This window comes from Thermoflexibacter ruber, from assembly GCF_900113045.1.
Classification (GTDB): domain Bacteria; phylum Bacteroidota; class Bacteroidia; order Cytophagales; family Thermoflexibacteraceae; genus Thermoflexibacter; species Thermoflexibacter ruber.
This window is the reverse complement of sequence record NZ_FONY01000029.1, coordinates 13,019-37,097: the sequence shown is the minus strand read 5'-3', so window position 1 is coordinate 37,097 and position 24,079 is coordinate 13,019. Positions and strand designations below refer to the sequence as shown.

At 37.9% G+C, this 24,079-nt stretch carries 18 protein-coding genes; 10 read left to right on the top strand and 8 right to left on the bottom strand.

Going from position 1 to position 24,079, the window contains the following annotated elements; translation table 11 throughout:
• Positions 1 to 76: 76 nt before the first annotated feature.
• Positions 77 to 4,240, top strand: a complete 4,164-nt coding sequence (locus BM141_RS15530) for a hybrid sensor histidine kinase/response regulator transcription factor (protein WP_091548294.1) — start codon at positions 77 to 79, stop codon at positions 4,238 to 4,240.
• On the opposite strand, the gene BM141_RS15525 is transcribed toward BM141_RS15530, so the two are convergent.
• Positions 4,237 to 5,757 carry an ATP-binding protein gene (locus BM141_RS15525; RefSeq protein ID WP_091548292.1) on the bottom strand — a complete coding sequence of 507 codons (1,521 nt, stop codon included), beginning with the start codon at positions 5,755 to 5,757 and terminating at the stop codon, positions 4,237 to 4,239. The two genes, BM141_RS15530 and BM141_RS15525, sit on opposite strands and share 4 nt — an antisense overlap.
• Before the next feature lie 212 nt (positions 5,758 to 5,969).
• On the opposite strand from BM141_RS15525, the gene BM141_RS15520 reads away from it, so the two are divergent.
• The 3 genes from BM141_RS15520 to BM141_RS15510 all read left to right on the top strand — a co-directional run bounded on the left by BM141_RS15520 (position 5,970) and on the right by BM141_RS15510 (position 8,387).
• Positions 5,970 to 6,452: a nuclear transport factor 2 family protein gene (locus BM141_RS15520; RefSeq protein WP_091548290.1), complete on the top strand. Its 483-nt coding sequence runs from the start codon at positions 5,970 to 5,972 to the stop codon at positions 6,450 to 6,452.
• Between the two features lie 130 nt (positions 6,453 to 6,582).
• Entirely contained in the window at positions 6,583 to 7,071 is a 489-nt protein-coding gene (locus BM141_RS15515) for an SgcJ/EcaC family oxidoreductase (protein ID WP_091548288.1), read from the top strand.
• 62 nt (positions 7,072 to 7,133) lie between these two features.
• Positions 7,134 to 8,387, top strand: a complete 1,254-nt coding sequence (locus tag BM141_RS15510) for a DUF418 domain-containing protein (protein WP_091548285.1) — start codon at positions 7,134 to 7,136, stop codon at positions 8,385 to 8,387.
• Positions 8,388 to 8,741: 354 nt separating this feature from the next.
• On the opposite strand, the gene BM141_RS15505 is transcribed toward BM141_RS15510, so the two are convergent.
• Positions 8,742 to 9,140, bottom strand: coding sequence for a Uma2 family endonuclease (locus BM141_RS15505; RefSeq protein WP_091548283.1), 399 nt, complete (start codon positions 9,138 to 9,140; stop codon positions 8,742 to 8,744).
• A 162-nt stretch (positions 9,141 to 9,302) separates the two neighbouring features.
• Here BM141_RS15505 and BM141_RS15500 point away from each other — a divergent pair, with 162 nt between their 5' ends.
• The 5 genes from BM141_RS15500 (at position 9,303) to BM141_RS15480 (ending at position 15,264) form a co-directional block, all read left to right on the top strand.
• Positions 9,303 to 11,723: an outer membrane beta-barrel protein gene (locus tag BM141_RS15500; RefSeq protein WP_091548281.1), complete on the top strand. Its 2,421-nt coding sequence runs from the start codon at positions 9,303 to 9,305 to the stop codon at positions 11,721 to 11,723.
• Between the two features lie 225 nt (positions 11,724 to 11,948).
• Positions 11,949 to 12,413 carry an immunoglobulin domain-containing protein gene (locus tag BM141_RS15495; protein WP_091548279.1) on the top strand — a complete coding sequence of 155 codons (465 nt, stop codon included), beginning with the start codon at positions 11,949 to 11,951 and terminating at the stop codon, positions 12,411 to 12,413.
• Between the two features lie 84 nt (positions 12,414 to 12,497).
• On the top strand, positions 12,498 to 12,953 hold the full coding sequence (locus tag BM141_RS15490) for a hypothetical protein (protein ID WP_091548277.1): 456 nt from the start codon (positions 12,498 to 12,500) through the stop codon (positions 12,951 to 12,953).
• Positions 12,954 to 13,022: 69 nt separating this feature from the next.
• Entirely contained in the window at positions 13,023 to 14,336 is a 1,314-nt protein-coding gene (locus BM141_RS15485) for a Gfo/Idh/MocA family protein (RefSeq protein WP_091548275.1), read from the top strand.
• 238 nt (positions 14,337 to 14,574) lie between these two features.
• The gene (locus tag BM141_RS15480; protein ID WP_091548273.1) at positions 14,575 to 15,264 is read left to right on the top strand and encodes a zinc metallopeptidase; all 690 of its coding nucleotides are present in this window, start codon (positions 14,575 to 14,577) and stop codon (positions 15,262 to 15,264) included.
• 129 nt (positions 15,265 to 15,393) lie between these two features.
• On the opposite strand, the gene uvrA is transcribed toward BM141_RS15480, so the two are convergent.
• The 6 genes from uvrA to BM141_RS15450 all read right to left on the bottom strand — a co-directional run bounded on the left by uvrA (position 15,394) and on the right by BM141_RS15450 (position 23,118).
• A complete protein-coding gene (uvrA, locus tag BM141_RS15475) occupies positions 15,394 to 18,276 on the bottom strand; it encodes an excinuclease ABC subunit UvrA (protein ID WP_091548271.1) in 2,883 nt (960 codons plus the stop codon).
• 132 nt (positions 18,277 to 18,408) lie between these two features.
• On the bottom strand, positions 18,409 to 19,101 hold the full coding sequence (locus BM141_RS15470; RefSeq protein WP_091548269.1) for an RNA polymerase sigma factor: 693 nt from the start codon (positions 19,099 to 19,101) through the stop codon (positions 18,409 to 18,411).
• Positions 19,102 to 19,163: 62 nt separating this feature from the next.
• A complete protein-coding gene (locus BM141_RS15465; protein WP_177217407.1) occupies positions 19,164 to 19,790 on the bottom strand; it encodes a GldM family protein in 627 nt (208 codons plus the stop codon).
• A 32-nt stretch (positions 19,791 to 19,822) separates the two neighbouring features.
• The gene (locus tag BM141_RS15460; RefSeq protein ID WP_091548265.1) at positions 19,823 to 20,758 is read right to left on the bottom strand and encodes a hypothetical protein; all 936 of its coding nucleotides are present in this window, start codon (positions 20,756 to 20,758) and stop codon (positions 19,823 to 19,825) included.
• Positions 20,759 to 20,783: 25 nt separating this feature from the next.
• Complete coding sequence (locus tag BM141_RS15455; protein ID WP_091548263.1) at positions 20,784 to 22,001, bottom strand: hypothetical protein; 1,218 nt, start codon at positions 21,999 to 22,001, stop codon at positions 20,784 to 20,786.
• Between the two features lie 82 nt (positions 22,002 to 22,083).
• Positions 22,084 to 23,118: a ligase-associated DNA damage response exonuclease gene (locus tag BM141_RS15450; protein ID WP_091548261.1), complete on the bottom strand. Its 1,035-nt coding sequence runs from the start codon at positions 23,116 to 23,118 to the stop codon at positions 22,084 to 22,086.
• 271 nt (positions 23,119 to 23,389) lie between these two features.
• On the opposite strand from BM141_RS15450, the gene BM141_RS15445 reads away from it, so the two are divergent.
• Positions 23,390 to 24,034: a TetR/AcrR family transcriptional regulator gene (locus BM141_RS15445; RefSeq protein WP_091548260.1), complete on the top strand. Its 645-nt coding sequence runs from the start codon at positions 23,390 to 23,392 to the stop codon at positions 24,032 to 24,034.
• Positions 24,035 to 24,079: the final 45 nt, after the last annotated feature.

Genomic DNA, 24,079 nt, shown 5'->3' with positions numbered 1-24,079 from the left:
ACCTTAAACGAAAATTGCAAATTTGATTTCAATTTGTTAAATTTGTTAAGAAAACGTCTGCTCAAAATACAATGCTTTGAAACTGCTTATCTTTTTTTGGCTATGCTCCTTTGCTTTCCTTTCTCCTTGTTTTAGTCAAAAACAAAAAGATATTCCTATTCAATATTTTAACTTCAAGACCTATGACAAATCACAAGGGCTAAATGTGAATATGGTAAGTGCGATTGCAGAGGACAACAGAGGCATGATTTGGTTAGGAACAGATAGAGGTTTATTCAAGTTTGATGGGAGAAGTTTCACAGAAGCAAAGGGTGGAGATTCCACAATATTAGATTTGGGGGAGTACTTGTACATTACTCCTCAAGATAAAATTTTGGGATATAGCACTTGGGGGAGGCAAATTACAGTATATGATATTCCTACCAAACAATGGGCGCGTCCAGATTGGGAACTTTTCCAAGGAGAGGGCTATTTGTTGGCAGAAAAAACAGGGCAATTATTTGGGAGTTTTAACTCGTCGGTCTATGCCTTTTCTTACCAAAATCAGAAGTTTCTCGCAGATACTTTAGTGCGCTTCGCTAAGGAATTTTCTTTCCGTAAAAGCTATGAATCCTTGCTCAAAGACAAACATAATAAAAATCTTTTGTGGGGAGTGGTTTATCACTATTTGCAAGAGAAATATTACTTATTTTCATTAGACATTGTGTCAAAAAAGCATAGCCTTTATCCTATTTTGGGTACAGATAAATATTCAGTAGTAGATAATCTCTATCAAGATGAGAAGGGAGAAATTTTTTTACCAGTAGGAATTAATAATCAATTGTTTGTTAAAAAATTTGATAAAGCTAAATCTGAATTGACAGATTACTTTTCTTACCAATTTCCCGCTAATCTACAGAGAGCCTATCTACTCCATAAATCTTCACATGAACTTTGGCTTTATACGGGCAGGTTAAATGGTTTGTACGTTTTTCATACCATATCCCCAAAAATTACTCAATGGGTGGCAAGTCCTTCCCAACTTTTGCCCAATACGCTTATATTTAAAGCAATTTTCCAAGATAGCAAGGGGAATCTGTGGATAGGAATGAATACCCCTACCGCCCCATTGATGATGATTCCTCCACAACTCCAACAATTTCAATTTTATACTCTTTCTCAAAAAATAAAGGACGAAAGCACATATAACAATTTTAATTGGTGGGTGTCTGCTTTGTTAGAAATTCCCCAATCCAATCGCTTGTATGCGGGGACTTATGCAAACATGGGGCTGCATGTTTTAGATACTACTCACCGAGTAATAGAGGTAATTAGAGGACAAGTATTACCCAATGGAAAAATAAACAATGCCTTTGAAATCACCAAGATATACAAAGATAGAAGCGGCAGGATTTGGGTCAATGCCCGCAATGGTATGTACTATTTAGATACGCTAAAAAAGCAGTTGCGACCCTACGAAAAATATGCGGAAATGCAAAAACTGATTCAAGATGAGGTGTTTTATGCACTTTACGAAGATAGCGAGGGCTACTTATGGTCAGGGTCGCGCCGCCACGGAGTTTTTCGCATTTCGCCAGATAGACAAAATTTTATACATTATCCCCCTCTGCCCGATAAATATGAAACTCATTTTAGACATATCATAGAACACGATAAAAAGATATACATTGGTTCTACGATGGGTATGAGAGTTTTTGACATGAAAAGCAAAACTTTTATTTCTAAAAGTGAATTAACTTTTTTTGATAGCATAGAAATTAGAGGTATAGAAAAAGATAAAAAAAATCAACTTTGGATAGGGACAAGACTTAAAATCAAAAGTAAAAAAACTAATCCTTTGTATGTCTATCAGCCAGAAAGTAAGCAGATAAAGTCTATACCTATGGCGCATCTTAAAAAAGATTTATTAGTTGGGCATATTATCTTTGACAGAAACGATGACCTCTGGATTAGTTTTGATTTTCACCTTGCCAAATATGATACTAAAAAGGAGCAGTTTACTTTCCATGATAATACTGATTTCGTTGAAGAAAAAGCTTTCATAGATGACCCACTCTGCCTTTTAAGCAATGGAAAACTCCTTTTAGGAGAAGAATACGGCTATTATGAGTGGCAACCTAAAGAGTTTCTTAAAGATACCATTCCCCCCAACATTGTGCTTACTAAGTTCCAAATCAATAATAGAGATACCATTTTTGCCAAAGAACTGGATTTTATAAAGGAAATTACTCTGCCCTACTATCAAAACTTTATCTCTCTATCTTTTTCTGCATTGAGCTACACTAAACCTGAAAAAAACCAATATGCCTATCAGTTAGTTGGTTACGACAAAGATTGGGTACAAGTAGGAAATAATCGCACTGCTACTTATACTAATCTGCCTCATGGGGAATATACCTTTCAAGTCAAGGCAAGCAACCACGATGGATTTTGGAATGAAAAAGGAAAATCTATCAAAATCAACATCTTACCTCCCTTTTGGCTGACATGGTGGGCATATACTTTCTATGCGCTATTAGTACTTGGGCTTGCACTTTTAGCAAGAAAACTCATCATTCAGCGAGAAAGGCTCAAAGCAAGTGCCGAACTCAATGCCCTCAAATCTGCTCGCTTAGAGGAAGTCGACAAACTCAAAAACCAATTTTTCTCCAATATCTCTCATGAGTTTCGTACTCCGCTTACGCTGATTATCAGCCCCATAGAGAAACTTCTTACTAATTCCCCTCCCAGCAGGGGAGATAGGGGAGGGACAGATGAAACTTTAAAATCTGACTTTCTCCGCATCTACCGCAATGCCAAGCGTTTGTTGGAACTCATTAACCAATTACTTGATGTCGCAAAATTGGAAACAGGCACGATGGAAGTGCATACTTCTACCCAAAACATCACTATTTTTTTAGAAAGGTTAGCCGCCAATTTTCACTCTTTGGGACAGGATAAAAACGTTGATTTCGCTATTTCCATGCCCTCAACCCAATATAAAGCTGAAATTGATAGCGATAAAATCAGTAAGATAGTCAATAACCTGATTTCCAATGCTTTTAAATTTACTCCTGAAGGAGGAAAGGTAACTTTCAGTGCTGTTGTAGAAAAAACAGAAGCCCAAAAAGGTATTTTGCATTTGCGAGTGAGCGATACAGGCATTGGGATTCCAAAAGAGCAGATTGACAAAATTTTTGATAGATTTCACCAAGTGGAAAGTTCATTGTCAAGAAAATATGAAGGAAGTGGCATAGGACTGGCTTTGACCAAAGAATTAATAGAACTGCTTGGAGGGAGCATTATGGTAGAAAGCGAGCAGGAAAAAGGCTCTACTTTTTGGGTGCAATTACCTGTAAAGGAGCTGCTTATAGGGACACAAACAACGACAATGACTATTTCGCAGGAGTTGTCTGTGATGACGGCGACAGAAACAAAAAATCCCCTCTCCATCGGGGAGAGGCAAGGGGAGGGGCTAACAAGCAACAAAAAACTACCTATTTGCCTCATTGTAGAAGACCATAAAGACATGAGGGTTTACTTACAAGAATGTTTACAAGAAAAATTCCATATTTTATTAGCAGAAAACGGAAAAATAGGCTATGCAATTGCTATCAAAAAGTTACCAGATTTAATAGTTACTGACGTGATGATGCCCATAATTAATGGCTTTGAACTTTGTAAGTTTTTAAAAGAGAATGAATTAACCAATCATATCCCTATTCTCATGCTTACTGCTAAGGCAAATCCAGAAAGCAAGGTGGAGGGAATAGAACGCGGAGCAGATGCCTATTTGGTCAAGCCTTTTTATGCCAAAGAACTGATGGCTACCAGCATCAACTTGGTAAAACAACGTCGGGTTTTAAGAGAAAAATTTGGTAAGGAGTTCAAAAAACAGCCACTTAAAGTGCCAGATAAGAAAATTGCACTTAAAGATGATGTGCTTTCTGTTGATGAAAAATTTATGCTAAAGGTAAAAAATATCATAGAGGCAAATCTCTCCAATGCAGATTTTAACAATGAACAATTTGCGGAAGCGATGAACCTAAGCCCTTCCCAACTTTCAAGAAAGCTAAAAGCAACTATCAATCAACCTCCCAATGATTTTGTGCGTACTTATCGCCTGCACAGAGCTGCCGAAATGCTTACTAATAAAACTGCCAATGTTTCGGAAATTGCTTTCCAAGTTGGTTTTGAGAACCTTTCCTATTTTACTAAGTGTTTCAAGGAGCAGTTTGGGAAAGTACCAAGCGAGTTTTAAATTGTTTCCATTTTCCAATCAGCAATTTCCTTGTTTTGACAAGCAAAGCCCAACAATATCACCTCTTTGCCCTGACGAAGGTATTTTTGATGATAATTCTTTGCTTTGATTTGGCTAATCGCACTTTCTGCACTGTCATTGACCTTAAACTCTATGACGAAAATTTTGTCCTCATACTGCACAACTGCATCTACTCGCCCTTTGGAGGTGCTGACCTCTGCCTGAGCATAGTAGCCCAACAACTGAAAAGCCAAAAAGATAATCGCATGGTAAAAACTTTCCTGCTTTTCCTCAAAAATCTGGTATGGAATATTGGCAAACAGCGTGTTGAAATGCTCTACTACTTTTTCTATATCTTTTGTTTTCAATGCCCTGTGCATATACAAAATAGGTGCATTCACATGGTCTTTGTAAGCAAACTCTCGCATCAAATACTGATTCATAGAGTCTTTGACTTCAAAATTGGGATACCCCAAAGTATAAACTCTCCCTTCTCTTTCTTTGATAGTCAGATAGCCTGTTTGGAAAAGTAAAGTAGTTTCATTCAAGGCTTCAATCCTAAAATTACCTAACATTCCTTCATCTGCATCAATACTTTCTACGTTGAACATAAAACTTTCCTTCATCATTTTGACCAAAAAAGTAGGTGTTCCTGTTTCAAACCAATAGTTGCGAAAATCACCGCTGTACATAAAGTTGAGAATAGAAAAGGGATTATAAACTTTCTCTTTCCCATTCCAAGCATACCCATTGTACCACAAACGCACTTTGTCCAAGAAATCTTGATAGCTCACGCCTTGTTGTTGAGCTAATTCCTTCATTCTTTCCCCAAAATAATGTTCTAACTCAGATTGGGTATAACCTAACATAGTAGAAAAAGTAGGTTCTATGGTAATGTCATGCAAATTGTTCAGGTCAGAAAAGATAGACACCTTACTAAACTTAGAAACCCCTGTGAGGAAAAAGAACTGAATATGAGCATCTAAGCCTTTGATGACAGAATAAAACTCTTTGAGAATATCTCTGTTTTCTAAGGCTTGGGGGAGTTGCTCCTTGCCCAAGTATTCTATAATTGGTTTGTCGTACTCGTCTATGAGTATGACTACTTTCTTTTCTGCAGAGAGTTCTCTGATAATTTCTTCAAACCGATTACCAATGCCATTGGCAGTAAGCACAATACCAGACTCGTCTGCTATTTTAGAAAGTTTAATTTCAATAGACGCTCTCAATCCCAATTCTTTGAAATCTGCCTTCCCAAAGTCTAAATAAATAATCGGATACTTTCCCCAAGTAATTTTGTCCTCTATCCAAAGTCCTTGAAAGAGGTCTTTTTCCCCTGAAAAAATAGAGGATAAGGTACTCAATAACAAGGATTTCCCAAAGCGACGCGGGCGAGAAAGAAAGTAATATTTCCCCTGCATGAGTTGATAGATATACTGGGTTTTGTCAATATACACATAACCATCATTGCGTAGGTCGCTAAACGTTTGGATTCCTATGGGATACTTCAAAGGCATAAACAATGGATTTTTACAAAGATATGGAATTTTAAGGCAAAAAACGATACTACGCTCAAAAAGTGCTAATCTATGCCTCAAAAATGCTAACAAGAACACTACTTCTTACGCTATTTTTGCGAAGTGAATAAATTTACTCCTAAATGTTTCTACTATGAAAGTTTAACTTTTAAATAAAAAGATACTTTAACTCTTAAAAACTTTATATTACTATGAAAACGCTCATTCCAATTTTGTTTCTAATAGCACTTATAGCCGCAGGCATAAGTGGCTATGCACAATCCGTTTCTGACAAAGAAAAAAGCGAAATTATCGAGCAGCACCAAGCCTTGCTTAGTGAAACTATCATGGCTTGGGAAAGTATGAATGTAGAAAAAGTATTTGCTTCTTATGCCAACCACCCTGATTTCGTGGAGGTAATGATGGACAAAGCCAATAACTATGCGGCATTTAAGCAAAGGGTAACGGAAACGTTCAAAAGTTTGCAATCTTTCAAAGTATCAGATTACAAATATGAATACGTTGTAATCTCTCCAACGATTGTACTTTACAAAGGGAAAGGCACTATCACCACGACTTATAGAAACGAAAGCAGAGGTACTGTTATAGTAGATTTTATTCAAACAGGTGTAACCGTTAAATCTGGCTCTACTTGGAAAATCATACAATCGCATACCACACAAACCTTGAAATAATTACAAGACTTTTGCTTTTCATGTGATAACACATGAAAAGTTGATTTTTATTTTTTAAATGCTTCATGTAGTATCTCTTAGTACGAAGTACATGAAGCTCTAAGCATCTTAAATCAATTTATTTATCATTATGAAAAACATCATTTTTTTAGCCCTTTTTTGCTGGTTAGGCATGACTTGGGCGGTTGCACAAAACGCAGAAGACGAAAAAGCGGTCAAAGCGACCATTAGCAAAATGCAAGATTTGTGGAACAAACATGACATCAACGCCTACAATGGCTTGCACACTGAAGATGCTACGCTGGTCAATCCCGAAGGCGTATTCTGTGCCAATAAAACTGAAATCGTAAAAATGCACCTTGCAGCTAATGAAGCCTACTTTAAGTTTACTTCTTTGGTGATTGATATTCAAAAGATGCGGTTTGTTTCCCCAGAAGTGGCTTTGGTGAATGTAAAATACAATATTACCATGACAGGAGAGGCAACTATGGCTGACGGAACAAAAGCCAACAAAGGAGATAAGCACTCAGTAGCTATTCTCCATGTCTTAGTGAAGAAAAATGGGACTTGGCAAATTTCAGCGACACAAGTAACGATTATTCAAGCACCTGCGAAATAAAAACAATACATTAAACCTGTCAGGTCTCAAAGACCTGACAGGTTTTAAAAATAAAGAACCCAATGGAAAAAACTTTGATATTAGAACACGATACGCTGTCTGCTTCTACTCAGCGTATCCAAGTCATAGATGCGCTCAGGGGCTTTGCTCTCTTTGGGATAATCATTAACCACATTGCTTATAGCTATTTGGCGGGACCACCGCCACCAAGTGCGCCTAATTTTAACATTTTCAGCCCCTTAGACGAGCAAGTAAATACACTTACTTTTTGGCTTACTGGTGGAAAGTTTTTTACGATTTTCTCTTTTCTCTTTGGGTTGAGTTTCGCTATCCAACTCCATAATGCAGAAAAGAAAAATAAAGAAGGCTTTTTAGGGAAGTTTACTTGGCGTTTGGCAATTTTGTTTGGCATTGGCTTTATCCACAGCCTTTTTTACAGTGGGGATATTTTGCGGATTTATGCCTTTTTGGGTTTGTTCTTAATTCCCTGTATCAAAATGGGCAATCGAGCTTTGCTCATAGTGGCTATCCTGCTGATTCTCAATACACCACTATTTGTGGGGAGAGTAAATTCCTTTTTTGCGCCTCCACCCACTCCTGCACAAATAGAAATGGGAAAAGTGCAAGGCGAGCAGTTTATGAAAGAAGCAGAAACGCAGTACAAAATCAAGCAATCTGGCTCGCTCTCGGCATTGGTGAGTATGAACTTTGAAAGTGGTATTATTGGCACTTTTGGCTTTCAAGTTATGACGGGTCGCCTGTTTATTACTTTTGGCTTGTTTCTCTTGGGCTTGTATGTAGGGCGAAAAGGCTTTTTTATAGACAAACCCGAAAATCGCTTGCTTTTCAAAAAGACACTGTTTTGGTCGGGAGGCATCGCCTTGATTTCTACTATTTTGGCTTTGCTTTATATGCCTCCTTTTGGTGCGCCAAGTATTAGTTTCTTGGACTTCATTGGGCTTACCGCTTTTGACATTCACCAAGCAAGTTTGTCGCTTTTTTATGTGGCAGGCATCACCTTGCTTTATTGGAATTACCGCCCTAAACTCTTGCAATCTTGGGCGGCAGTAGGGCAGATGGGCTTAACGACTTACCTCATGCAATCGGTTTTGGGTGTCCTTATTTTCTTGGGCATTGGCTTTGGCATGATGGGAAAAATAGGCGTTACACTTTCTATCATCATAGGCATTGTATTTTATGTGTTCCAAACTTTTTTTGCCGTATGGTGGATGAGCAAGTTTCGCTACGGATTTTTTGAGTGGTTTTGGCGGTCATTGACGGAGATGAAAATACAGTTGCTTTTGAAAAAGGCTTAATCCCTGTTAGTAGATGAAATCCCTAATGGTGATTTATTAGAGGAAAATTCTTTTTAATCATTGAAAATCACCTTTTTATGTATTATTACGTGAAAAGTGAGAGCCTCAAATCAAAAAGAAACTTTTTCAAAACCAGCAGTTTGTAAATTGGATTATGTAATCTTTCAACCACTATGAAAATTTAGACTTATTGGGTTTCATTAAATATTCGTTCTTGTGTAGGTCCGACTTTCCAAGTCAGACACTCCCCGATTTTGGAAAATCGGTGCTACATTCAAAGAACGGTTTATTCTTTAAATGCCAATTAACGGTGGAAACTCTTGAATATCAATACAGCCTTAATAAGCAGTGCAATTACCTAAAAATTTCGTCCATGTCAATCTCAACACCCGTTGCAGGGTCTTTGATTTTGCCTGAAAGGAAAGTAGCAGTTTGTTTGTTTCCATAAATAATATGGATTGTTTTGAAAGTAGGAATGACTACCCAATAAGATTTGACCCCTGAGTTGAGATAAATAGAAATCTTATCTGTCAAGTCATCTATGCTTTGCTTGGGGGAGAGGATTTCTATGACAATAAGAGGTGGTTGTGTAAGGCGTACTTCATCAAAGAGCCAATTGTATTCCATGAGGGGAAAAATAGAAATATCAGGAATAATTTTTTCGCCTGAAAGTTCCAAACTTAGCTGAGGCAATACTGAAAATTCATCTCTATAATGCACAGAAAAATAAGTAGTGAGCCTCCCCTCTATGATAGCATGATTTTTACTTTATATGATATTTTTTTCTTCTGTTTCGGCTGTAATATCTTCTATTTCAAAATTTTCCATAAAAGTAAAACTAAATTAATTCAAATGGGAACATAGCAAAGTTAATAAAAATAACACATTTTTCACTACTCTAAACACTATATTATTATGCAACGTTTTTTTTATTACTTGATTTTTATTTTTTGCTTAATTGCCTATTCGTTTCAAGGATTTAGCCAATCCAAGATACAGGGCATCGTGCAGACTAACAGCGAAGCCCTGCCCTTTGCCAATGTACTTTTGCTGAATCAAAATGATTCGACTTTGCTCAAAGGCACAGTGAGCAATGAAGTAGGAAAGTTTGCCTTAGAAAATGTCAAACGAGGGAGTTACTTGCTTTCTATCAGAATGATAGGTTATGAAGCATTTTTTAGGCAAATTGAGTTAAAAGTAGAAAATCTGGACTTGGGCATTTTGCAGATGAGTCCGCTTTCCAAAGAGTTAAAAGCGGTTATGGTAACTGCACAGAAACCGCTTTATGAACAGCAAATCGACAGATTGGTTATCAACATAGAAAGTAGCCTGACTTTGGCTGGGGGAACTGCCTTAGAAGTCTTGGAACGCTCACCTGGGGTCATCGTGAATCAACAAAGTAATACGCTGGGACTCAATGGGAAAAATGGCGTAATTTTGATGATAAACGGCAAAATCAACCGCTTGCCTATGGAGGCGGTCATTCAGCTTTTGAAAGGAATGAATGCGGCGAACATAGAAAAGATAGAGTTGATTTCCAATCCTCCTGCCAAGTATGATGCAGAAGGCAATGCAGGTATGATTAACTTGGTTTTGAAAAAGGGAATAGAGGAAGGCATGAATGGCTCTTTTTCTCTCACAGGAGGATATAGCAGAGGCGAAAAAGCAGGCGCAGACCTCAACCTGAACTACCGCAAGGGCAAGCTGAATATTTTTGGAGCGTATTCGTTTAATAGGAATCATACGGCACAGGAAGTGAATGGAAGCAGGAAGTTGGACTATCAAGAGCAAACCATAGAAACACACACCAATAATGTTAGAGACCCAAGAATTAATCTCCACAATGCCAGCTTGGGTTTTGACTATGCAATTAGCCCTAAAACGGTCATTGGTGGCTTGATTTCGGGATATAGTTCGAAGTGGCAAATAGATGCTTTGGCAGATATTCAGTTGAGGAAAAGCAGAGAGGCAGATACGCTTATTAGCATGAGCAACTCGGAAATCAATCATTGGCAACATCTCTCTGGCAATTTGAACTTGAATCACCAAATTGATAGCACCCAAAGCATCAATTTTGATGTGGATTATTTGTATTACCATGACAATAACCCTACTGATTATCAAGCAGATTACCACAATGAACAGGGAAGCATGATAAGAACGGACTTTTTTAGGTCGAGAAAAGTTACGCCTATTCGCATGACCGTAGGCAAGATAGATTACACCAAAAATTTTGGAAAAACACGTTTGGAGATAGGCGCAAAAGCAAGCCTCTATCGCTTTACGAATGACATTAGTGTAGAAAATCTGCAAAATAATTTTTGGCGCATAGACCCAAGCCTAAGTGGAAAATACCAATTGGAGGAGGATATTTTAGCCGCTTATTCCTCTATCCAAGTGCAAATCAATGCCACAACCAAACTCAATGGAGGGCTTCGCTATGAGCATACACGTACTCAGATGGATTTGGTAGAAGTAGGGAATATTTTAGACCGCAACTATGGCAATCTTTTCCCAAGTTTATTTTTGTCCAAAGACATTAATAAAAATAATTCCTTGCAGTTTGCTTTTAGCCGCCGCATTACTCGCCCTACTTTCAGGGACTTAGCTCCTTTTATGATTTTTGCAGACCCATATAGTTTTCTTTCTGGAAATCCTGCGCTTCTTCCTACTTTGACTTATTCTTTCAAAACAGAATACAGACACAAGGATTTGATTTTTGCCTTGCAGTACAGCCATGATACCAATGTGATTGCTCCTTTTCAAAGCCACATCAATCCTGCGACCAATCGTATGCTGGGCTATGCGGTCAATCTCAAATCCCAAGATACCTATTCTCTGGTGCTTGCCTTGCCTGTGAGCATTGCTAAGTGGTGGTCTATGCAAAACAATGGAACTTTTAACCAACAATACTTGATGGTGGACTATTTGGAAAAACCTGTGGAGATAGTGCAGTTCAACTTTCAACTGAATAGCATACAAAACTTTCGCTTGTCAGAGAGTTTTTCCTTAGAGATGTCAGGTATTTACAACAGTGGAGGCTTTTGGGGAGCAAATATATTAAAGCCTTTTGGCACACTCAATTTGGGCTTGCAAAAGAAGCTAAACAAGGACAAAGGAACGCTAAGTTTTACTATTACTGATGTGTTTTGGACAAACAACTGGCATTTCCGTACTTATATCCCTGAGCAAAATTTAGATGTAAAAACAGACCTTATTTTCTCTGAGCCAAGACTTTGCCGACTGACTTATTCCCGCAACTTTGGGAATAATAAAGTTAAAAAAGCACGCAATAGAAATACAGGGGCAGAGGAGGATAGGAGAAGAATGAACTGATTGACAGTGAATTAAACCTGTGAGGTTTTGAAAACCTCACAGGTTTAAAATACAACAATCTAAAATTTTTATAGACATGGAAAGACGAGATTTTATCAAAGCTATCGAAGTCCCGTTAGGGACGTAACTATCTGTTTTGAAACAAAATGTGTCGTCCCTATGGGACTATTATAGAATATCTAAAAAAATTGAATTACTTACTCAAAACTTTAAATTATTATGCTTATGAAAAAATTAATTTTAATGCTCGCCTTAGTGTTGGCTTTATCTTCTTGCACTAAAAAAGAAGATGCAGCCCCAGAAATCGTCCTTTCAGAACTTAATGGGACTTGGAAAGGAACTGTAAATATCATTCAGAAAGGGACATGTACCTTCGAGCCTACGCAATACAATATTTCAATGTTATGGCAAGTGGACAGTAATGGTGATGTAACTATTAATGAAAAACTATTAGAAGGTGATAATCCTACAATTCATACATGGAAAGGGAAAATAGTAGAGCAAGAGATTAGGTTGGAAACTTTGCCAGAAATAGCCAATTGTAGGGGGATAGAGAGGCAAATTACTTTTTCTATGAAAGCTAAAATTACAAAACAGCAAGGCAAGTACCAAATCACAGCTTTTGTTGATTTTCCTATTTGCCCTGATATGAATTGCTTATTTGAGTTGAGATATGAGGCAAGTAAATAATTTTTATCTGAAAAAATCACTTACACAAATTTAAGTCTTAATTTTTTTATTCTAAATCTAATTCATTATCAAATACTTAATATTATGAAAAATATATTTTTATGTTTATTGGTAGTAGGAAATCTGCAAATGATTTTTGCTCAAAGCCAAGAAGAAGCGGCTATTTGTAAGGCAATAGAGGAAGAAACGCTTTATCGCTACTCACATCAATTTGATAAGTGGGCAGATTGTTGGGTTCAGAAACCCACATCTTTCTTTTGCTATACAAGTATGAATATGAGTTTTCAAGTATATGGATGGAGTGCTATTTATCAGGATATCAAGGAATATGCTTCCAAGTTTTCTGCTGATGATAGGGTAACTTTCCAAAACGAAAACTACAAGTTTAGCATTTACAAAGATGTGGCATGGGTAACTTATACTCAAAAAAGCAAAGACGGGAAGCAGTCGCTACATCAGCGAATTTTGGAAAAAGTAAATAAGCAGTGGAAAATAACCAACTTGACAGAAGTTACACTCTCCGATTATATACAAAGATAATTAGCCAAACCTGTGAGGTTTTCAAAACCTCACAGGTTTGAAATAAAACAATCTAAAATTTTTATAGACATGGAAAGACGAGATTTTATCAAAACAAGTGCAGTAGTGGCAGGTTCACTTATCCTGCCTTTGAGCGTATTCGCTGAGGAAAACAAAATCAAATTGGCAATTCTTGGCACAGGCTGGTGGGGAACAGACATTCTCTTAAATAGTGCCTTAGCTTCTGGACTATACGAAATCGTAGCCCTCTGCGATGTCAATAAGGTAGCCCTTGACCGAGCCGCCAAAGTAGTAGTTGATGCGGGTTTAAAAAAGCCACAGCTATTTTCTGCTTACCAAGAAATGTATAAAGTAAGAGGCTTGCAAGCAGTAGCAATTGCTACCCCTACGCATTGGCACGCCTTGCAGTTTATAGATGCTTGCAGAGCAGGTTTGCACGTTTTTCTCGAAAAACCTATTAGTTATGACATCAGAGAAGGACAAGCAATGCTTGCCGCCCAGCAAAAGGCAAGCAACGTAGTTGTAGTCGATTTCCCAAGAACGATGCTGGATACCAATGATAAAGTCAAAGCCTTTATCAAAAGTGGAGAAGCTGGGAAAATCCTGCAAGTACAAGCCAACATTCATAATTACGAAGGCGACCTTATAGAGAAAGCTATCCCTAAAAGCATAGATTTTGAAACTTTTTGCGGTCCCGCACCCAAGCAGAAATTCATCTGTCCCAAAGATGCTGATAATCCTATTTGGAGATACCAACACGATTTTAGCAGAGGAGTCATGGCAGATTGGGGGATTCACTATATTCACAATATCCGCAAAGTCTTGGATTTGGACTTACCTGACAGCGTATCTGCGATTGGCGGCATCACTAAAAAAACTTTACAAGACAATCCTGACCACTTAGAGGTACGCTACGACTTTGGTGGCTTGCCCGTCTATTGGTCGCACAAGGCTTGGGGCTACATTTCCCCAATTCCGACCCACAATATAGGGGTGTATTACTATGGAGAAAAGGCAACCATTTTTGCAGGTGATTACGGTTGGGAAGTTTATACTGCCAAAGGTGAAAAAATTGTGAATGGTGATGTAGTTTTTGACCCTATGGGCAACCCAAAACAAATGGAAATCGCTATGCAAGCCATGGTAGATATGTTCAAGCAATTTGCCGAAGGTATCAGGACAAAATCTAACAAAGGCATCACCAACCAATTTGAAGATGCCTTTAAAACGACTTCTACCATTATCTATGGCGACATGGCGTATTTGGCAAAAACAAACTTGCAAATAGACAAGGCAAACATGAATATCAAAAACAACAAAGAAGCGCAAGCCATGCTCAAAAGAGAATATAGGAAGCCTTATCAGCATCCGTATTCTTCTTAAAAATACGCTAATAAATTTTTTGATGCTCAACACAGAGGGGAATACAGCACATAGATTCGCAATAAAACGATACAAATTAGGAAATTTTGTCTTAAAAAAGATAAAAAAATACTTACAAATACTAAAAAGCATGACAAAATGACTTATTTTTTTTATTTGCTTTGTATGGAATAAGTTTTGTAAATTTGTAAGTAGTTACACTTTATAGATTAACACAAAACTTTAAACATCTAAGACTATGATATTTGACACTGGTTATATGCTAATTGCGGGTATCGTGATGTTGGTGAGTTGGGCAGTGAGTGCCACGCTCAAATCTAAGTTTAGAAATTACTCTATGACTCCGATTAGTTCAGGAATGAGCGGAGCAGAAGTAGCGGCGAATATGTTAGATGCTTACGGGATTCGTGGGGTTCGCATTACTTGTGTGGAAGGCACATTGACCGACCATTACAATCCCACTGACTATACGATAAACCTTAGCCCTGACGTATATTATGGAAGAAATGCTGCCGCAGCGGCAGTAGCAGCACACGAAACAGGACATGCTGTTCAGCACGCCAAAGCATATAGTTTCTTGCAGTTACGTTCTGCCATTGTACCTGCGGTGAGTTTTGTAAGCCCTTGGATAGGTTGGGTATTGATAGCTGGCTTGTTTATGTTGGAATCTGCTCCATGGGTAATGCTGATAGGTATTGCGATGTTTGCTTTGACTACTTTATTTAGTTTTGTTACGCTTCCTGTTGAGTTTGACGCAAGTCGTAGAGCGTTGGAGTGGATAAAGCAGTCCAGAGTAGTTAATAGCCAAGAATATGCGATGTCAAAAGATGCACTCTGGTGGGCGGCAATGACTTATGTAGTAGCTGCATTAGGTTCTTTGGCAACTTTGATGTATTACATTATGCTTTTTTTAGGAAGGAGAGATTAAAGTTGCTTCGCTTTAAAATAAAGTAAGGGCAATCTTTTACACCTGTTAGCTTTGTAAAACTTTTCAAGTATTAGCGTAAATAATTGAAAAATAATAGCTTACTTAAAAAATAGTAAGCTATTATTTTTTTTATTTGAATTTTTCCTTTAAAAATCTCGCTGTATGGTTATTTTCTAATCTTATCATTTCCTCAGGTGTGCCTTCAAAGCAGATATAGCCACCATTTTCACCTCCTTCGGGACCTAAGTCTATTATCCAATCGGCACACTTGATAATATCCATATTGTGTTCTATGATAATCACGCTATTACCTTGATTAACAAGGGCATTGATAGCAAAAAGAAGTTTGTGAATATCGTGAAAGTGCAAGCCTGTAGTAGGCTCGTCAAAGACAAACAAGATACCTTCATTATTTTCATTCCCTTTGCCTAAAAAAGAAGCCAATTTTACTCTTTGTGCTTCGCCACCTGAAAGCGTATTGGAAGACTGCCCTAATTTGACATAGCCTAAACCTACTTCGTCAAGTGGTCTAAGCCTGTCACGAATAGCAGGTAAGTCTTTAAAAAATTCCATACTTTCGGAAATTGTCATGTCTAAAACATCTGCAATGCTTTTGTCCTTATAGGTAATGTCCAAGACTTCTTGTTTGAATCGCTTGCCTTTGCAGTTTTCGCAAGTGAGGTAAATGTCTGCCATAAATTGCATTTCTATCTTGATTTCGCCTTCCCCTTGGCACACATCGCACCTGCCACCGTCCACATTAAAAGAAAAAAATCCTGCTTTGTAGCCTCTTTTTTGAGCAAGAGGTTGGTCTGCGTAAAGATTGCGGATATAGTCATATACTTTGATGTAAGTTACTGGATTAGAACGAGATGACTTGCCGATAGGGTTTTGGTCGACAAATTCTATTTGTTTTATTTTTTTCAAATCTCCCCCTAATCTATCCAGTTTTCCGCTTTCCTCTCCACTTCTGCCGCCAAGATGTTTCATAAGGGCAGGGTGCAATACTTTTTTCACCAAAGTAGATTTGCCCGAACCACTTACGCCTGTTACTACTGTCAGTACGCCCAAAGGGAATTTGACTTGCACATTTTTCAAATTATTTTCCCTTGCCCCTACTATCTCTATGTAGTTTTTCCATTTTCTTCTATTTTTAGGAATCTCAATTTGCTGATTTCCATTGAGATAGCGAGCAGTGAGGCTTGTTTGATTTTTTAAAATTTCTTGAAAACTTCCTTGAAAAACCAACTCGCCTCCATGTGAGCCTGCCTCGGGTCCTATGTCTATGATTTGGTCGGCTTGTCGCATCACTTCTTCCTCATGCTCCACCACTATCACCGTATTCCCCAAATCACGCAAGGTTTTAATCACTTCCACTAAATTATGCGTATCTCTTGGGTGCAAACCAATACTTGGCTCGTCAAGGATATACATAGAGCCGACTAAGGCACTTCCCAGAGAGGTGGCTAATTTAATGCGTTGAAACTCACCACCTGAAAGTGTAGAAGTCAAGCGGTTCAGTGTCAAATAACCCAAGCCTGTGAGTTCTAAATATTTTAGTCGATTTTGAATTTCGGTTAAAATTCTTTTGGCTATTTTTTCCTCATATTCAGAAAGTTGGATTTCTTCAAAAAACTTAACTACCTTGCTCACGGGGAGTAAAACCAAATCTACAATAGATTTCTCATTAATTTTCACGTATTGGGCATCTTTGCGAAGGCGAGTCCCCTTGCAGTCAGGGCAAGCCGTTCTGCCTCTGTATCTTGACAGCATCACCCTATATTTGATTTCGTGAACATGGCTTTCCAAGTATTTGAAAAAATCATTTAAGCCCAAAAAATATTCGTTGCCTGTCCAAAGTAATTCTTTTTCCTTGTCTGTCAGGTCGTTATAAGCACGATGTATAGGAAAATCAAACTTAATTCCATTTCTTAGCAAAGGTGTTAGCCACTCTTCTCGCATTTTGTCCGTTTTCCAAGGGGCAATTGCGCCTTCAAAAACGGAAAGGGTTTTATCAGGAATTACCAAGTCAGGGTCAATGCCCAAGACATTGCCAAAACCTTCGCAACGCTTGCAAGCCCCGTAGGGATTGTTGAAGGTAAACAAGTTTACACTTGGCTCCTCGAAAGTGATTCCGTCAGCCTCAAATTTATCCGAAAATGTATGCGTTTCTCCATTGGCTAAGGCAATAACGCAATTGTCCTCTCCCTCGTAAAAAGCGGTCTGGATAGAATCTGCCAAGCGGTATTGGAAATCTTCATCTTCTTTTTTTACGCTGTTGCGGTCTATTAAAATGTATGCCTCCCCCTGCCCTCCTCCTTCTGAGCGGGAAAATGCAATTTCTCTGTTCTTGGTGTTAGCTGATAATTGATTATTGTTAATTGTTAATTGCTTGAGTTCATCTTCGATAAAGATTACTTCACCTCCTCCTGCGGAGGAGAAAGAAGTTTTATATAGCCTTGTAAAACCTTTTTGGAGGAGGATATTGAGTTCTTCTTGGTAGGTGCGGTTTGCTTTTACTATCAAAGGGGCAAGCACCATGAAGCGTTCATTTTCAGGAAGATTCAGTACAAAATTGACTACATCTGTTACTGTATCTCGCCTCACTATTTTTCCTGAAATAGGCGAGTAGGTTTTCCCTATGCGAGCGAAAAGGAGTTTCATGTAGTCATAGACTTCGGTAGTCGTACCTACGGTAGAGCGCGGGTTGCGAGTGTTTACTTTCTGCTCTACTGCAATCGCAGGGGAAACGCCTCTGATGTATTCTACTTCGGGCTTTTCCATTCTTCCCAAGAACTGCCTTGCATATGCACTGAGGCTTTCTACGTACATTCTCTGCCCTTCGGCAAAAAGCGTATCAAAAGCAAGAGAGGACTTGCCAGAACCCGATAAGCCTGTGATAACCACTAACTTATTACGGGGGATAGCTACGCTTAGATTTTTTAAATTATTGACTTTTGCACCTTTGATGATGATGTATTCTTTGGGAGAAAGCAAGTCTATGTTTTCCATAAAAATTTAATCTGGAATCTGGAATTTTTTAGTTTATAATGAAGGCAGATAAAGCATTTATTTCAGATTCCTAATTTTATATTTCAGATTTTTAACTACGACAAAAGTAATATATTTTATTTTAATAAGGTTTTATCGTTTTAATAGTTCTTCAGCATGTGCTTTTAACTTTCCTAAAATGCGATAAGTTTTTACTTTGGCATTGACTTCGGTAAGTCCAAGTAGGAAGCCTATTTCTTTGAAAGAGCGGTCTTCGAAAAAACGCAATTCCAGAAACTGCACTTCCTCTGGCTCTAAATTTTCCAATAATTGGGTAACAAGCTCGTATTTATCTTTTATGTCGTGGTGCTGGATTTCCTCAAAAAGGATATTGATATGCTTTTCTTTTAGGCTGACTACACGCTGTCTATTTTGTTGCTGTTTGAAAAATTGATTGATTTCGTTGATAGTAATTTTAAAAAGCCATGCCGAAAAGGGAACGCCTTGAAAGTTGTACTTAGGCAGGCTTTTCAGGCATTTGTAAAAAACCTGCGCCGTCATATCTGCTGTAATCTCTTCGTCATCTACTCTGCGATTGATATAGATGAAGATGGCTTCATAGTATTTTTCGTAGAGTGGAGCAAAAAACTGTGGATTTTGCTGTGCTTTTTGTACAATTTCATACTCTGCTCTGATTTCCTCTTGAGTTCTGTGGTAAGATGAAGAAAATACAAAGGCAGTCGCCAAACTCGTTAGATTAGTAAAGATTTGTCGAGTTTGAAAAAAAACAGTGTCTATCTGATAATAAAAATAATGAGTGGATAGCGAAATACTTGCTTGGTACATGATACTTAGTGAATAGGAATAGTGAATACTTTAAAGCTATTAGTCTGATTCCTCTCATATTGTTATTTGCTATTGATACGTGTAAAAGTTTTTACCTCTATAATCAACAAATCTCCACTGCTTGCTGGAGTCAAAAACTCCGTCAAATCTGCCACTGCTCCCTTGAAGGTTTCTTCTTTGATAGTGTGGTTATTTCTTAGTAAAAACACTTCTATTTCAGATACTTGGAACTCCAACTTTTTAGAAAAATACTCTTGGATTTCCAAAGCAACTTCTGCCTTTACCTGCACAGTATCCAAATGCTCTTTGAGGAAAGTTTGTTTAGGGTTGTACTCAAAATCATCTAAGAATAGTTTAAACTCAGGCATAGGCAAAGTTCTAACCTCATGTTTGCTTTCAGCTATGAGCTTTTCTCCTTCGTAAGCCCTAATCACTACTTCTTTGTCTTTGGGAATGATGATAAACACACCTGCTTTAGCTCCTTTGTAAATCTCGCCTCCCTCAGCCTCAAAGCGAAGATTGTCTAAGGAAGAGCGATTTTCTATGTTGAAAACTACCTCATTTTCATAGTTCAGGTACAAAGGCATGGGTTTTTCCTTGTAGGGTAACACCAACATACTTTGAGCATGAAGTACGGAGCAGGTAAAAAGTATTGTTTTAAAAATAAAGATAATAATTAAGTTTTTCATAAGACTAACTGAAAAAAGGTCGTTTACATACATTACTGAGAAACATATTTCATAGATACACAAATACTTGGCATCAAAAACTTCTGAATTATCTGCATCATCGCCTCTTCCTTGTTAGGAGCTACGCCTATACCGTTTTCTCTTTTGAGTTCCTCAGTTTCTACCATTTCTCCTGTTTGGTGATGCTTGCCTTTCAGTAAGAAAAGTTCACCAGCGAAAGTGTGATAAAAGGTATAGCTTTCTGTAATGACTTCTGTTTTTATTTCTGTCTTTTTTGCTGTTTTTACTTCTATTTTTTTCTCAATTTTATTTTCTATGGTAATGATTTTATCTTGGTCTTTGTTAGCAAAGGTAAAATCGTGAGTGTAGGTCGCATAGCCCTTCCCTGAGGGTGCAGTAGTTGCAGTTTGATATTTCAAGTTGTCAGTTTCCTTGACCGAGCAGAAGCAATGCCCTTTGTATTTCTCATTCTCAAAGGCAATGGTTGTGTAGTGAATAATTTTCCATTGCCCATTTTTATCTTTTTTTAGAGTAAGGGCTACTGTCTCGTCCCCTGCTGACCAGATTTCTTCATTTTTTTGTTGCTGATAAGTTGCTTCATAAACAGCTACTCCCACATCACCACTCACATAAGCTCTTGGGACATTGACAATTTTATAATTCACATTCAATCCGTCTTTAAGCAAAATTCCTTTCAGGTGATTGTCAAAACCTGCAATATCGCTATCAAAAGAAGTAACTTTCCTGTTAATGTCGGTTGTAATAAGTGTTCCTAATACTTCTTTGTCCATGTATTCCAATACTTTTGCTTTGTCTTTATGTTTGCCAAAAGTGCCGTAGGTTTCACCAAAGGTCAAGATATGCTTTTTTAGTGCTTCCTCTTCTGGGGTAAACTTTTTTTGCTGAGCAAAAGTCAAAGAGGCAGTAAAAAGCAAAAAAACAATAGAAAAAGATTTAAATTTGTTCATAAAAAAACAAAATTTTAAGTTGTGTTTATCTTTGTACTTGGCTCATCCATTTTCCCCAAACAAGCCCTAAACGAGTAGAAAGAACTGCAATAGGCAGAGCAATACCCAAACCTATCATAAAGTCAACCAGCCCTGTTTCTTGCCAAGGCATAAACTTATAACGACCTTCCCAGTCGGGGTCGCTACCAAAATACCACGATTCTGTGCCAAAAAACCAATTTCTTGCATATTCCGACATCAAGAAATCTCCAAAAGGATAGTGAATCAATAAGGTAAATACAAAAGCCACTCCTATTATCAAAGAGAGTAACCATTGATTTTTGTTTTTGTACCTATCCATTAGCCAGTCTATCGCTACAGCAGGACATACCAGCAGCATAGGGAAGTCAAAGGCTTGATAGTGTGTAATGTGGTTAAGTACAGGACCTAAAAGCGGTTGAGCAGGAAACAAAGGCAAAATCCAAACCATGCTTGCCATGACAAACATATACACGATTGCCGTAGTAGTAGCTGCCCATTTGAGCTTAGAAGAGCGAGCCACAGCGATTAGAAAAACGGGAAAGATAAGACTTGCGATTTGGTAAAAGGAAATTTTGTGCATGTCGTTTCTGCCAAAAAACTCAGAAAATATAGTATAGATAGTTACTAAAACCAGTCCAGAGGCAATTACAAAAAGCATACGCAAGCGGAAATTGCGTTTTTCAATAGCTGCCTTTGCCCAGCCTATGAATTTTTCTTCTCTGTTTTGTAAGGCTAAAACACCAATCATTGCCCCAAACTGTACCATTATCATACCCAATGCCAAAATAGAATGTGGAGGTGAAAGAATCACTACATCTAAACCATACGTATTGTGCCACCAATCATCAAAAGGGGCAGAAGTAAGCATAGCAATCGCCCCCCAAATGCAAAAAAGCCCTCCCAGAGAACTATAAAATATTTTCCAAAAATGCACGCTTTGGCTTTTCTCAGCAAGACTTCCCGCAAAGCTAATTTTTAATACTTGAAAGCCAGAAAATACACCTGAAACTACCGCGCCTAAGTAAATAGCCAAGTGAGGAGGGGAAAGCAAGCCGTCTCGCCCAATGCTCATGTGCCAAGAAATATCCCAAATCAGCCCTACGATGATGCAAACAGAAGAAAAAACAACTGCGTAGATATAAAATGGAATCCCAAGCAGTAAGCTAATCGACTTAGTTTGTTCTTTTTGAAGCGGTTTCTCCAGCAGAATTGTATTTTCCATAGTTTTTTAGCGTTTAAAACGTAATCAAATTTATCAAAAATACAGAGAAAAACGAAAAAATACAGTAGTAAGCACAAAAAAACTATTTTTGTAGGTTTCCTTCTTCTAATTTTTCAGTATTTGTGCTTATCTGTTCTTCCTCTTCCTTCCCAAATTCGGTTTGTACTTCTGCCGCTTGTACGCCTATTTCGTTAAGGTAGCGGGCAAAAGTAGCTGTAAATCCATGTGTTACAAATACCTTACTTGCTTCAGTTGCTTGGATAGCTGAGAGCAAGCCCTTCCAGTCGGCATGGTCAGAAAGTACAAAACCAACATCGGCATTTCGCCTCCTGATAGTCCCCCTTATTGCTACCCAACCGCTACACATTCCCAAGCTATACGGCTCAAATCGCCTCAGCCAAGGGGTATTGATGGCACTTTGCGGAGCGATGATTAACGCTCCTTTGGCTTCGGGTTTGGTGAAATTTTCTCCCCACTTTTCTATACTTTTTATAGGAAAGCCCGCTTCTACAAAGGTTTGTTGGATTTGATAGACTGCGCCATGCCCAAAAACTTTGCCAATAGAAGTATCCAAATGCTGTATCAGTCGCTGTGCCTTGCCAAGACTGTAAGCAATCAGTACACTTTGTTTGCCATTTTCTTTATTTTTTTGCCACCAACGATTCATCTGGTCAAATACTATTTCTTGCTTGTCCCAATGATAAATAGGTAGCCCAAAGGTAGATTCAGTAATGAAAGTATGGCATCTAACAGGCTCAAAAGCGTTGCTGATACCGTCATCTTCGAGTTTGTAGTCCCCTGAAACTACCCAAACCTCGCCTTGATATTCCACTCTGATTTGGGACGAGCCAATAATGTGTCCTGCAGGGTGAAAAGAAACTTTTACACCGTTAGAATAAAGCGGTTTATTGTACGGAATAGTTTGTAGTTGAATATCCTGTCCCAAGCGAAGTCTTAAAATAGGAGCAGAATATTCATGGGCTAAGTAAAATTGGCTACCCCAACGGGCATGGTCGGAGTGAGCATGGGTGATGACTGCCCGCTTGACTGGCTTCCAAGGGTCTATGTAAAAATCCCCTTGTAGGCAGTAAATTCCTTTATCTGTGAAGGTTAGCATTGATAATTAAAATTTGGGAGAGCCTTGTGTGGATTTAATTTCATGACAAAAATATAGTAAGTTTTACATTTGCTTTCTAAATAACTGAAAAAAATCTAAAAATTATTTGTTTTTATAAACACTGTTCAGTAAATTTGCAACGTTTATAAAATCATTTCCGTTAAATGATTAAAAAGGGGTTTGAAAATAGTTTTAGTTTGTTTGAAATTACTGAAAATAACTTATTATCAAACCCAAATTAACTTTACTTTAACCATATCCACCGTAACACATGGGAGTATTAGCAAGAAAAGAAAGAGAAAAATTAGAACTACGCAACCAGATTCTTGAAGCGGCTACTGAACTTTTTTTAAAAGAAGGCTTTGATAAAACATCTATAAGAAGTATCGCAGAAAAAATAGAGTACAGCCCAGCAACCATCTATCTGTATTTCAAGGATAAAAACGAAATTTTTAGAGCTATTCACGACAAAGGCTTTGATATGTTTTTTGCTAAACTAAGCGAATCCCAAAAAATAGAAAATCCTTACATGAGGCTTAGACGCATGGGAGATTTGTACTTAGAGTTTGCTTTTGAGCATAGAGAATTTTACGATTTGATGTTTGTTATGCGCGCACCTATTGAAGCTCGGAATGAGAATGGAAATATAGATTGGGTTTGTGGTATGCGTTCTTTCAAACTATTACAAGACACTATTGTAGAGTGCATGGAGAAAGGATATATGAGAAAAATGGATTTAGATGTAGCCGCTGTTACTATTAGTTCGCTTATGCACGGCATGGCTTCGCTCTATATCAGAGAAAGACTGGTAATGTATGACCAAAATATACTGCCCTATTTGTTCAGAGATGCTATGGACAATTTGATGCAGGTTTTCAAGGCAAATCCTATGACAAGTTCTTTTACAGAAAACTAAAAGCAAAAAAATTTATATTTAAACTGAACACTGTTTATTATTTAA

Excerpts from the sequence above, each read along its gene's own strand:
- BM141_RS15525 (WP_091548292.1), bottom strand. The coding sequence starts at position 5,757 with ATGCCTTTGAAGTATCCCATAGGAATCCAAACGTTTAGCGACCTACGC.
- BM141_RS15520 (WP_091548290.1), top strand. The coding sequence starts at position 5,970 with ATGAAAACGCTCATTCCAATTTTGTTTCTAATAGCACTTATAGCCGCA.
- BM141_RS15515 (WP_091548288.1), top strand. The coding sequence starts at position 6,583 with ATGAAAAACATCATTTTTTTAGCCCTTTTTTGCTGGTTAGGCATGACT.
- BM141_RS15510 (WP_091548285.1), top strand. The coding sequence starts at position 7,134 with ATGGAAAAAACTTTGATATTAGAACACGATACGCTGTCTGCTTCTACT.
- BM141_RS15500 (WP_091548281.1), top strand. The coding sequence starts at position 9,303 with ATGCAACGTTTTTTTTATTACTTGATTTTTATTTTTTGCTTAATTGCC.
- BM141_RS15495 (WP_091548279.1), top strand. The coding sequence starts at position 11,949 with ATGAAAAAATTAATTTTAATGCTCGCCTTAGTGTTGGCTTTATCTTCT.
- BM141_RS15490 (WP_091548277.1), top strand. The coding sequence starts at position 12,498 with ATGAAAAATATATTTTTATGTTTATTGGTAGTAGGAAATCTGCAAATG.
- BM141_RS15485 (WP_091548275.1), top strand. The coding sequence starts at position 13,023 with ATGGAAAGACGAGATTTTATCAAAACAAGTGCAGTAGTGGCAGGTTCA.
- BM141_RS15480 (WP_091548273.1), top strand. The coding sequence starts at position 14,575 with ATGATATTTGACACTGGTTATATGCTAATTGCGGGTATCGTGATGTTG.
- uvrA (WP_091548271.1), bottom strand. The coding sequence starts at position 18,276 with ATGGAAAACATAGACTTGCTTTCTCCCAAAGAATACATCATCATCAAA.
- BM141_RS15470 (WP_091548269.1), bottom strand. The coding sequence starts at position 19,101 with ATGTACCAAGCAAGTATTTCGCTATCCACTCATTATTTTTATTATCAG.
- BM141_RS15465 (WP_177217407.1), bottom strand. The coding sequence starts at position 19,790 with ATGAAAAACTTAATTATTATCTTTATTTTTAAAACAATACTTTTTACC.
- BM141_RS15460 (WP_091548265.1), bottom strand. The coding sequence starts at position 20,758 with ATGAACAAATTTAAATCTTTTTCTATTGTTTTTTTGCTTTTTACTGCC.
- BM141_RS15455 (WP_091548263.1), bottom strand. The coding sequence starts at position 22,001 with ATGGAAAATACAATTCTGCTGGAGAAACCGCTTCAAAAAGAACAAACT.
- BM141_RS15450 (WP_091548261.1), bottom strand. The coding sequence starts at position 23,118 with ATGCTAACCTTCACAGATAAAGGAATTTACTGCCTACAAGGGGATTTT.
- BM141_RS15445 (WP_091548260.1), top strand. The coding sequence starts at position 23,390 with ATGGGAGTATTAGCAAGAAAAGAAAGAGAAAAATTAGAACTACGCAAC.